The 10,048-nt window shown below is 72.3% G+C and carries 8 protein-coding genes; 1 reads left to right on the forward strand and 7 read right to left on the reverse strand.

Annotated elements, in window-relative coordinates:
* Window positions 1–246: 246 nt before the first annotated feature.
* Genes mce through FJ251_09970 form a run of 5 tightly spaced genes read right to left on the reverse strand, consistent with a single transcriptional unit; the run spans window position 247 to window position 5,985 of the window.
* Window positions 247–693 carry a methylmalonyl-CoA epimerase gene (gene mce / locus FJ251_09950; GenBank protein MBM4118041.1) on the reverse strand — a complete coding sequence of 149 codons (447 nt, stop codon included), beginning with the start codon at window positions 691–693 and terminating at the stop codon, window positions 247–249.
* A gap of 7 nt (window positions 694–700) precedes the next feature.
* The gene (locus FJ251_09955; protein ID MBM4118042.1) at window positions 701–2,365 is read right to left on the reverse strand and encodes a methylmalonyl-CoA mutase; all 1,665 of its coding nucleotides are present in this window, start codon (window positions 2,363–2,365) and stop codon (window positions 701–703) included.
* Complete coding sequence (locus FJ251_09960; GenBank protein MBM4118043.1) at window positions 2,362–2,901, reverse strand: hypothetical protein; 540 nt, start codon at window positions 2,899–2,901, stop codon at window positions 2,362–2,364. The genes FJ251_09955 and FJ251_09960 overlap by 4 nt, the downstream gene beginning before the upstream one ends.
* Entirely contained in the window at window positions 2,898–4,421 is a 1,524-nt protein-coding gene (locus FJ251_09965; GenBank protein ID MBM4118044.1) for an acetyl-CoA carboxylase biotin carboxylase subunit, read from the reverse strand. Before FJ251_09965 ends, FJ251_09960 begins: the two co-directional genes overlap by 4 nt.
* A gap of 13 nt (window positions 4,422–4,434) precedes the next feature.
* Window positions 4,435–5,985, reverse strand: a complete 1,551-nt coding sequence (locus tag FJ251_09970; GenBank protein MBM4118045.1) for an acyl-CoA carboxylase subunit beta — start codon at window positions 5,983–5,985, stop codon at window positions 4,435–4,437.
* A 149-nt stretch (window positions 5,986–6,134) separates the two neighbouring features.
* Here FJ251_09970 and FJ251_09975 point away from each other — a divergent pair, with 149 nt between their 5' ends.
* Window positions 6,135–7,634 (forward strand): TlpA family protein disulfide reductase, encoded by a 1,500-nt coding sequence (locus FJ251_09975; protein MBM4118046.1) that lies wholly within the window; start codon window positions 6,135–6,137, stop codon window positions 7,632–7,634.
* On the opposite strand, the gene FJ251_09980 is transcribed toward FJ251_09975, so the two are convergent.
* Together FJ251_09980 and FJ251_09985 are read right to left on the reverse strand one after the other, a co-directional pair.
* Window positions 7,624–8,637: a hypothetical protein gene (locus FJ251_09980; GenBank protein MBM4118047.1), complete on the reverse strand. Its 1,014-nt coding sequence runs from the start codon at window positions 8,635–8,637 to the stop codon at window positions 7,624–7,626. The genes FJ251_09975 and FJ251_09980 overlap by 11 nt on opposite strands.
* The gene (locus FJ251_09985) at window positions 8,637–9,599 is read right to left on the reverse strand and encodes a pyridoxal-phosphate dependent enzyme (protein ID MBM4118048.1); all 963 of its coding nucleotides are present in this window, start codon (window positions 9,597–9,599) and stop codon (window positions 8,637–8,639) included. The genes FJ251_09980 and FJ251_09985 overlap by 1 nt, the downstream gene beginning before the upstream one ends.
* Window positions 9,600–10,048: the final 449 nt, after the last annotated feature.

Consider the following 10,048-nt stretch of genomic DNA (forward strand, 5'->3'; position numbering starts at 1 on the left):
GCGGCGGCGAACCAGAGCACGGCGCTGCGCTCAGCCTGGCGCAGCGCGGCGACGGCCGCGCGCAGGTGGGAATCGACCGCGGCGGCGGGGAGATCCGGTACGAACTCGGACATGGAGAGTCCTCGCAGGCTCGAGGACGCGGGAGGCGGGGAGGCATGCAATATACTATGAAACGCTGTAGCGGGCAAGCCCATCGCCAGAGAGAAGTCGGCGCCGTTCGCAGGTCTGCCGATCGACTGCCCGATGCTAGCGAGGCGAAGCGGCGGGGTACTCGACCAGCTCGAGCAACACGCCGTGCGTGTCGCGCGGGTGCAGGAAGCAGATGCGCAGGCCCCCGGCTCCGCGGCTGGGCGGCGCGAGCGGGCGGATGCCCCGCTCGGCCAGCGCCGCGAGCGCGGCGTCGAGGTCGGCCACCTCGAAGGCGGCCTGCTGCAGGCCCTCTCCGCGCTTGTCGAGGAAGCGGGCGATCGGGCTCGCCTCGCCGAGCGGTCCCAGCAGCTCGAGCCGGCAGTTGCCCGCGTCGAGCAGGATCGCCTCCACGCCCTGCTCGGGCAGCGCCTCGCGGGCCAGCTCCACGAAACCGAGCAAGTCCACGTAGCGCCGGCGCGCCGCCTCGAGATCGGCGACGGCCACGCCGATGTGATCCAGGCGCCGGAAGATCCCGGCCGGCAAGGCCTCGGCATAGCGCTTCATGCTCACCTCATCCCTGGGGACGGTACTGCCCGAAGACCCCGCGCAGCACGGCGCAGGTCTCGCCGAGCGTGGCGCCGGCGGCGAGGGCGGCCTTCAGCGGCTCGATCAGCGGCGCCGTGCCACTGGCCGCCTCGCCCAGCCGCGCGAGCGCGGCCTCGACGGCGCGGGCCTCGCGCTGCTCGCGGAAGCGCGCGAGGCGCTCGACCTGGCGGCGCTCGAGCTCGGGATCGAGGCGGAAGGCCGCGGCCGCGGCCACCGTCTCCTCGGCTTCCTGGTAGCAGTTGACGCCGACCAGGGCCTGCTCGCCGGCCTCGATCGCCCTCTGCGTGCGGTAGGCGGCCTCGCCGATGCGCTTCCTCTGGAAGCCAGCCTCGATGGCGCGCGCGGCGCCGCCGAGGGACTCGACCTCGTCGATCAGCGTCCAGGCCTCCTCCTCGAGGTCGCGCGTCCAGCGCTCCACTAGATAGCTCCCTGCCAATGGATCGACAGAGTCGGCAACTCCGCTCTCGGCGGCGATCACCTGCTGCGTGCGCAGGGCGAGGCGCGCGCTCGCCTCGCTGGGCAGGGCGAGCGCCTCGTCGTAGCTGTTCGTGTGCAGGCTCTGCGTGCCGCCGAGCACGGCGGCGAGCGCCTGCAGCGTCACGCGCACGACGTTGTTCAGCGGCTGCTGCGCCGTGAGCGTGCTGCCGGCCGTCTGGCTGTGGAAGCGCAGCTTCGTGAGCTCGGGCTCCCGCACGCCGAAGCGCTCGGCGACCAGGCGCACCCAGAGCCGGCGCGCGGCGCGGAACTTGGCGACCTCCTCGAGCAGGTTGTTGTGCACGTTGAAGAAGAAGGAAAGCCGCGGCAGGAAGCGCCCGAAGGGCAGGCCGGCCGCCTGGGCGGCGCGCAGGTACTCGGCGGCGTTGGCGAAGGTGAAGCCCAGCTCCTGCGCCGCGGTCGCGCCCGCCTCGCGGATGTGGTAGCCGCTGATCGAGATCGTGTTCCACTGCGGCGCGTTGGCCGCGCACCAGGCGAAGGTGTCGGTGATGAGCCTCAGGCTCGGCCCCGGCGGATAGATGTAGGTGCCGCGGGCGATGTACTCCTTGAGGATGTCGTTCTGGATCGTGCCCTTGAGCTGCGCGGCCGGCACGCCCGCGCTCTCGGCGACGAGCGCGTAGAAGAGCAGCAGCTGCGCGGCGGGGGCGTTGATCGTCATCGAGCAGCTGACGGCGGCGGTGTCGATGCCGGCGAGCAGCTCGGCCATGTCCTCGCGGGTGCTGATCGCGACGCCGACGCGGCCGACCTCGCCGGCGGCGAGCGGGTGGTCGGCGTCGTAGCCCATCTGCGTGGGCAGGTCGAAGGCGGTGGACAGGCCAGTCTGGCCGCGCGCGAGCAGGTAGCGGAAGCGCGCGTTGGTCTCGGCGGCCGAGCCGAAGCCGGCGTACTGGCGCATCGTCCAGAGGCGGCCGCGGTACTGGTTGGGCTGCACGCCGCGCGTGAAGGGCGCCTCGCCGGGCAGGCCCAGCTCGCGGACGGGATCGAAGTTCGCGAGGTCGTCGGGTCCGTAGACCGCCGCCACGGGACGGCCCGAGGGCGTCTCGAAGCGCGGGCGCCGCTCGGCGCCCTGGGCGAGATGGCGGGCCAGGGTTTCCCGCTGCCAGCGCGCGCGGGCCTCGCCGTAGTCCTTGCTCACTCGGCCTCCTGGACGACGCGGGCGAGCACGGCGCCCGTCTCGACGAGCTGGCCGGGCTCGACGAGCAGCTCCCGCAGGCGCCCGTCCAGCTCGCTGGCCAGCTCGTTCTGCATCTTCATCGCCTCGAGGATGACCAGGCCCTGGCCGCGCGCCACCCGCTCGCCGGCGGCGGCGAGCGCGCGCACGACGATGCCCGGCATCGGCGCCCTGAGCTCGAAGATGCCGCTTTGCCGGGCGGCGGCGGTCACCTGCTCGGCCACCGCCTCCAGTTCGTCGCGCACGCTGAGGGCGATCTGCTCGCCGATCGCGCCGACGACGAAGCGGCCGCTCTCCCAGTCGGTCTCGATCAGGTCGACGAGGTAGCTGTGGTCGCCGACGATCAGCGAGAGGAGTTCGTCCTTCTCGAGGACGATCTGCTCGACTAGATGCTCCGCCTCGCCTACCGTTATAGCCCAGCGCGCGCCTCGCGCCTCGACGCTGACTTCTTTCGTCTCACCCTCGGCACCCAGGCGGACGAGATAGCGGGCCCCGCTCATGCCTGCCCCCGGCGCGCCACGGCTTCGCGCCGTGCCGTGTGCCGCCACCGGCTGGGCTGGCCGTCGCGCGCGGCGGCCTCGTCGAAGTTCAAGCGCCGCGCGTGCTGGTGGTAGGCGAGCACCGCCGCGAGCACGGCGACCGCCGGCACCCGCGGGTCGTGGTTGATCTCCTCGCTGCGGAAGTGCTCGTCGATGAAGTGCGTGTCGAAGTCGCCGGCCGCGAAGCGCGGCTGGCGCAGGAGCCACTGGTGGAAGGGGATGTTCGTCTTGATGCCCGCGATGACGAACTCCTGGAAGGCCTGCCGCGCGCGGGCGATCGTGTCGGCACGGTCCTCGCCCGAGATGACGAGCTTGCTGAGCAGGGGATCGTAGTAGACGGGCACCTCGTACTTCTCGTAGATGCCGCTGTCGTGGCGCACGCCCGGCCCGGCCGGCGCGCGCAGGCGCTGGATCTTGCCGGTCGAGGGCAGGAAGCCGCGCTCGGGGTCCTCGGCGTAGATGCGAAACTCCATCGCCCAGCCGCGGCGCGCGACCTGCGCCTGGGTGAGCGGCAGTGGTTCGCCGGCCGCGACCTGGAACTGCAGCCCCACGAGGTCGAGCCCCGTGATCAGTTCCGTCACCGGGTGTTCGACCTGCAGGCGCGTGTTCATCTCGAGGAAGTAGAAGTTGCGCTCGGCGTCGGCGATGAACTCCACCGTGCCGGCGCCCTCGTAGCCCACGGCCTGCGCGGCCTGGACGGCCATGGCGCCCATCGCCTCGCGCATCGCCGGCGTGACGAAGGGGCTCGGGCTCTCCTCGACCACCTTCTGGTGCCGCCGCTGGATCGAGCACTCGCGCTCGCCGAGGTGAATGCAGTGGCCGTGGGCGTCGGCCATCACCTGGATCTCGATGTGACGCGGCCGATCGATGTACTTCTCGACGAAGACCGACTCGTCGGCGAAGGCCTTGCCCGCCTCCTCGCGCGTCGCGTTCAGGGCGGCGGCGAGCTGGTCGGCGCTGCGCACGACGCGCATGCCCTTGCCGCCGCCGCCGGCCGCGGCCTTGAGCATCACCGGGAAGCCGATCGCCTTGGCGAGGCGCGCCGCCTCCTTGGGATCGCTCACCGCGCCCTCGCTGCCGGGGATCACGCGCACGCCGGCCGCGAGCATCAGCGCCCGCGCGCGCAGCTTGTTGCCCATCGCCGCCATCGCGCTGGCGGGCGGGCCGACGAAGACAACGCCGGCCTCGCTCAAGGCCTCGGCGAACGCCGGGTTCTCCGAGAGGAAGCCGTAGCCGGGATGCACGGCGTCGGCGCCCGCCCGGCGCGCCGCCTCCACGAGCTTGTCGATGCGCAGGTAGGTCTCGGCCGAGCTGGTGCCGCCCAGCGGCAGCGCCTGATCGGCGAAGAAGACGTGCGGCGCCTGGCGGTCGGGCTCGCTGTAGACGGCGACCGTCGCGATGCCCAGCTTGCGCGCCGTGCGCATGACGCGCATCGCGATCTCGCCGCGGTTCGCCACCAGGACCTTGCGCAGGGGGGGCATCGGGGCTCCCGGGCTAGAGGGGGATGTTGCCGTGCTTCTTGGGCGGCAGTTGCTGGCGCTTGCCGGCCAGGCTCTGCAGCCCGGCGATCAGCCGCTGCCGCGTCTCGCGGGGCAGGATCACGTCGTCGATGAAGCCCGCCTCGGCGGCGAGATAGGGGTGCGCGAACTGCTCGTTGTAGCGCTGGATCAGCTCGGCGCGCCGGGCGACCGGGTCCGCCGCCTCCGCCAGCTCCTTGCGGTAGAGGATGTTCACCGCCCCCTCGGCGCCCATCACGGCCAGCTCGGCCGTCGGCCAGGCGTAGTTGAGGTCCGCGCGGATGTGCTTGGAGCTCATGACGTCGTAGGCCCCGCCGTAGGCCTTGCGGATCACGATGGTCAGCTTCGGTACGGTGGCCTCGCAGAAGGCGTAGAGCAGCTTCGCGCCGTGCTTGATGATGCCGCCGTACTCCTGGTCGGTGCCGGGCAGGAAGCCGGGCACGTCCTCGAAGGTGATGAGCGGAATGTTGAAGGCGTCGCAGAAGCGCACGAAGCGCGCGCCCTTGAGGCTGGCGGCGATGTCCAGCGCGCCGGCCATGGTGCGCGACTGGTTGGCGACGACGCCCACGCTCTGCCCGCCCAGGCGCGCGAAGCCGACGACGATGTTGCGCGCGTAGTCCTTCTGCACCTGGAAGAAGCTGCCCCGATCCATCACGCGCTCGATGACGTCGACGACGTCGAAGGTGCGCTTGGGGTCGGTGGGGATGATGCGGTCCAGCTCCTCGTCCTGGCGGTCGAAGGGGTCGTCGGTCTCCACGCGCGGCGGATCGTCGAGATTGTTCGAGGGCAGGTAGCTGAGCAGCTTCTTGACCTGGAGCAGGGCGTCCTGGTCGTTGGCGGCCATGAAGTGCGCGACGCCGCTCTTCGCGTTGTGCGTCGCGGCGCCGCCCAGCTCCTCGAAGCTGACCTCCTCGCCCGTGACCATCTTGATCACGTTCGGGCCGGTCACGAACATGTGGCTCGTGCCCTCGACCATCAGGATGAAGTCCGTGATCGCCGGGCTGTAGACCGCCCCGCCCGCGCAGGGGCCCATGATCACGCTGATCTGGGGGATGACGCCGCTGGCCAGCGTGTTGCGCAGGAAGATGTCCGCGTAGCCGCCCAGGGAGTAGACGCCCTCCTGGATGCGCGCGCCGCCCGAGTCGTTGAGGCCGATCACGGGCGCGCCGTTGTCGATCGCCAGGTCCATGAGACGCGCGATCTTGCCCGCATTGGCCTCGCTCATCGTGCCGCCGAAGACCGTGAAGTCCTGGGCGAAGGCGTAGACGAGGCGCCCCGCCACGCGGCCGAAGCCGGCGACGACGCCGTCGCCGACGGGCCTGTTGTCGGCGATCGCCGGGTCCGGCGAGCGGTGCGTGACGAAGACGCCCAGCTCCTGGAAGCTGCCCTTGTCGAAGAGGAGGTGGATGCGCTCGCGGGCGGTCAGGCGCCCGGAGGCGTGCAGCTTGTCGATGCGCTCCTGCCCGCCGCCCAGGCGCGCCTCGTCGCGCTTGGCTTCCAGGCGCTGGAAGAGATCCTCGTGGCCCATCGAAGTCCTTGGGAAAGGGTAAGATGCGCCTCACGGCGCCGGCCGCAGTCTAGCGGCCGCCGCGGGCAGCGTCAAGACGGCCCGGCGACTGGAATTCCGCGCGCGGGCCGAGTATTGTAAGCGCCTCACGCCAACCCCGGGGGTCGCGCATGTGCCGCGTTCTCGCCAGCTTCCTTCTTCTCGCCGCTCTCGGCGCGCTCCCGGCGCAGGCCGAAGAGGCCGCCGCGCCCTGGACCGCCGAGCGCTTCGGCGCTGAGTTCGGGAAGACCTACAGCGTGCAGCGCGCCCTGGCCCTTTGCCGCGAGGCGGCCGCCGTCAGCGAGGACGCCGCCTTGCTGCGGGTCATCCTCGAGCGCTGGAAGGGCGTGGACCCCGCCGACGCCGAGGCCTTCTTCGCCGAGCGCCAGATGCAGCGGCCGGGCTCGCCCCTCGCCGCCGTCCTGCGCGGACTCGCCTGCCGCGAGCCGGTCGAGGGACTGCGCTGGGGGCGGCATGCGATCGAGATCGAGCCGGGCAACCTCGGCGCCTACGAGCTGCTGACCGGCATCTACCTGCGCGGGCTGCTGCGCGCGCAGACGCCGGCGCCCGGACTTGCCGAGAGCTTCCCGGACGATCGCGAGGCCTTCGCCCGCTTCCTCTCGCTGAGCGGCGAGAGCTCCCAGGCCCAGCAGGCGATGGAGAACTACCTGCTCTACACGGGCGACGCCGAGGGCGCTCTGGCCCTCTTCGAGCGCGCGAAGGCCGCGGGCGCTCGCTGGGCGACGGACCAGGAGCTGGCGCGCATCCAGATCTACCGCGGCCGCTACGAGGAGGCGAAGACGCTCTACGCCGCCGGCATCGACGCCATGGTGCAGGCGGGGCGTCTCGGGGCGGAGGAACGGGACGAGTACGTCGACTACTACTGGGCCAGCGGCCTGCGCGAGGCCAAGGCCTACGAAGTCCTCCTCGCCGACCAGCGCGCCCGGGCCGTGCCCGGCGCGGCCGACCTCGCCGCGCGGCACTACGACATCGGCTGCCTGGAGGCGCTGCTCGGCCGGCGGGACCCCGCCTTCGCGGCCCTGCGCGCGGCGGCCGCAGCCGGCTACGCCGACCCGAAGCATCTCGCCGAGGATCCCGACCTCGCGAGCCTGCGCGAAGACCCGGCCTGGGCGCCGCTCGCCGAGCAGGTGGCCGCGAACAAGGCCGCCGGGCGCGCGGCACGGAGCACGAGCGCCCTGGCCGCCATGATCGATCGCCCGGCGCCGGACTGGACCCTGCGCACGCTGGCCGGCGACAGCCTCCGCCTCGCCGACTTGCGCGGCCAGGTGCTCGTCCTGGACTTCTGGGCCACCTGGTGCGGCCCCTGCCGCCTGGCGATGCCCGTGCTCGACGAATGGATGAAGACGAAGAAGCCCGCAGGCCTGCGCGTCTTTTCGGTGAACGTCTGGGAGCAGACGCCGGCCGGCGCAGCGGCCTTCATCGAGCGCAACGACTACGCGATGGAGCTGCTCTACGGCGACGACGCGCTGGCCAAGGCCTACGGCGTGGACGGCATTCCCTACCTCTGCGCCATCGACAAGCAGGGCCGGATCCGCTTCGAGGAGAAGGGCTACTCCCCCGAACTCGCCGAGAAGCTCGAGATCTGGGCGGAGGCCCTGATCAAGGAGTAGCCGTCTGCCCGAGCGGGCCGGCGAGGGAATCCGCCTGCGCAGCGACGAGCAGGCCCGCGCCGGCGAGCCAGGCCAGCAGTTCGCCCCTCACCAGGGTGTGGAACGCGGGCTCGCGCACGTTCAGGTGCCCCGCTTCGATCCAGCGCAGGGTCTTCGGCTCGCCGGCCGCGGCCGCCAGCGTCTCGCTGCAGGCGCGCGGCACGCGGGCGTCCCCCGTGGCGCCAAGCAAGAGAAGGGGCCGCGGCGCGACGGCGGCGATGTGGCGCCGGGGCTCCAGGGGCGCGGCGAGCACTGCGATCGCCCAGGCGGCCGGGACGGCCAGCGGCGCCGGCGCCCGGATGTTCGCGCGGGCGAGTCGCTCGAGATCCCCGGCGCCGAAGAGCAGGGCCGCCGCGGCGATGCGTTCGTCCAGAGCGGCCACGGCCGGCGCGAAGAGCGCGCCGAAGCTACCGCCCACGACCGTGACCCGCGCGGGATCCACCTCCGGGCGACTCAGCAGGTAGTCCGTGCCCAGCATGGCCGCGGGTACGGTCTCGAGCAGGGCCCGGCGCATGCGCGGCAGCGCGCGCAGGAACTCCCAGGCCGAGAGCCGCTCCCGCTTGCCGGCATAGGGGTAGTCGAGGCAGAGCAGCACCAGGCCCGGTGCGTCGCCGATGACCTCGCGCGTGTGCCGGCCCGTGCGCAGGCCGCCGAGCACGAGGAGCGCCGGAAAAGGGCCTGGCCCGCGGGGCATCTTGAGCGAGGCCGCCACGACGACGCCGGTGTCGCTCTCGAGGTTCAGGCTGGAGAAGACAGAGGCGCTGTCCGCGCGCTCGCGCTGTTCGCCGGTGGCGATCAGCGCACCGCGGCGGGCGAGCAGCTGCGCGCGCGGGTCGCGCCGGCGCTCCCACTCACCGCCGGCGAAGATGGCGAGACCGACCGCGAGCAGGAAGAGCAACGCCAGCGCCGCCCGACGGGCGAACACCCGGAGTGCGCGCGCGGGCGCCGTCCGGGGGGTGGCCATCAGCGCGCCGCCGCCTGCCAGGGCAAGGCGTCGAGATCGACGTTGCCGCCCGACAGAATGAGCCCCACGCGCCGGCCCCGGAAGCGGGCCGGTGCGGCGAGCACCGCCGCCAGCGGGACCGCGCCCGAGGGCTCGACGAGGATCTTCAGCCGCTCCCAGACGAGGCGCATCGCGGCCACGATCTCGTCCTCGCTCACGGTGACGATTCCCGCGAGCAGCCGGCTGAGGATCGGGAAGTTGCGCTCGCCGAGGGCCGTGCGCAGGCCGTCGGCGCAGGTGCGGGGGTCGAGCTGCGGCAGGCGCTCACCGGCGAGCAGCGAGCGATAGGCGTCGTCCGCGCCCGCGGGCTCGGCGCCGAGGATCTCGGCGCGCGGCGCGAGGGCCGCAGTGGCCAGCGCGCAGCCCGCGGAGAGCCCGCCGCCGCCCACGGGGATCACGATGGCCTGCAGGTCGGGCGCCTCCCGCCACAGCTCGAGCGCCGCCGTGCCCTGGCCGGCGATGATCGCGTAGTCGTCGTAGGGGTGCACGAAGCGCGCGCCGGTCTCGGCCTGAATGCGCGCGGCCGTCTCCTCGCGGGCGGTGAGCGTGGGGGCGCAGAAGGTGACCCGGCCGCCGTAGGCGCGCACGGCGGCCTGCTTCACGGCGGGGGCGCTGTCGGGCATCACGATGTGGGCGGCGACGCCGCGCTCCCGCGCAGCGAGTGCGAGGGCCGCCGCGAAGTTGCCCGACGAGTGGGTGAGCACGCCGGGCGCGGCCTCGGCACCTGACAGCGAGAGCACGGCGTTCATCGCGCCGCGGATCTTGAAGGAGCCCGTGCGCTGGAGGCTCTCGCACTTGAAGGTGAGCTCGGCGCCCGTGAGCGCGTCCAGGCCCGCGCTGCGCATGACCGGCGTGCGGTGGATGCGTCCGGCCAGGCGCGCCGCGGCGGCCTCGATCTCGGCAAGGCGCGGTTCGTTCTGCATGGGACTTCCTCCGATCCGCCCCCGGGGGCGCGTCGGGCCGAGTCTGACGCGCGGACTTGCCACGTGGCAAGTCCGCGGCGCTGCGTCTTTCGAGTCGCTGCCTTGCAGCTCCCGCATCACCTACTTGACAATGGTGGGAGCGCTTCCTGCTGCTGATGACAGGCATCTGCCCAATCGCTTCCAATCGTAATAAGATCGTGCTAGGCTCAGCAGGGGCTGGCGACCATTGGAGGGAGAGCTTGGCCCGCTGCGCGGACTTCTCCTTCAAAGATCCGCTGGGGGCGATTCGGGCCTAGCAGGCAGGTGCGAGCATCGAATCCTACAGGCAGTGAAAGGGACGACATGGAGTGGCGATCGCTCTGGGGGAAGGTGAAGGGAGTTGCCTCTCGCGCTTATGCTCGACTGGCGAAAGACGGAACGGAACGTGTCAACGTGTTTGAGATACCTTG

It is taken from the genome of bacterium (genome assembly GCA_016873475.1).
Classification (GTDB): domain Bacteria; phylum Krumholzibacteriota; class Krumholzibacteriia; order JACNKJ01; family JACNKJ01; genus VGXI01.

What these genes read in the sequence shown, in the direction of transcription:
- mce (MBM4118041.1), bottom strand. Translation starts at nt 693, where the DNA reads ATGAAGCGCTATGCCGAGGCCTTGCCGGCCGGGATCTTCCGGCGCCTG.
- FJ251_09960 (MBM4118043.1), bottom strand. Translation starts at nt 2,901, where the DNA reads ATGAGCGGGGCCCGCTATCTCGTCCGCCTGGGTGCCGAGGGTGAGACG.
- FJ251_09965 (MBM4118044.1), bottom strand. Translation starts at nt 4,421, where the DNA reads ATGCCCCCCCTGCGCAAGGTCCTGGTGGCGAACCGCGGCGAGATCGCG.
- FJ251_09970 (MBM4118045.1), bottom strand. Translation starts at nt 5,985, where the DNA reads ATGGGCCACGAGGATCTCTTCCAGCGCCTGGAAGCCAAGCGCGACGAG.
- FJ251_09975 (MBM4118046.1), top strand. Translation starts at nt 6,135, where the DNA reads ATGTGCCGCGTTCTCGCCAGCTTCCTTCTTCTCGCCGCTCTCGGCGCG.
- FJ251_09980 (MBM4118047.1), bottom strand. Translation starts at nt 8,637, where the DNA reads ATGGCCACCCCCCGGACGGCGCCCGCGCGCGCACTCCGGGTGTTCGCC.
- FJ251_09985 (MBM4118048.1), bottom strand. Translation starts at nt 9,599, where the DNA reads ATGCAGAACGAACCGCGCCTTGCCGAGATCGAGGCCGCCGCGGCGCGC.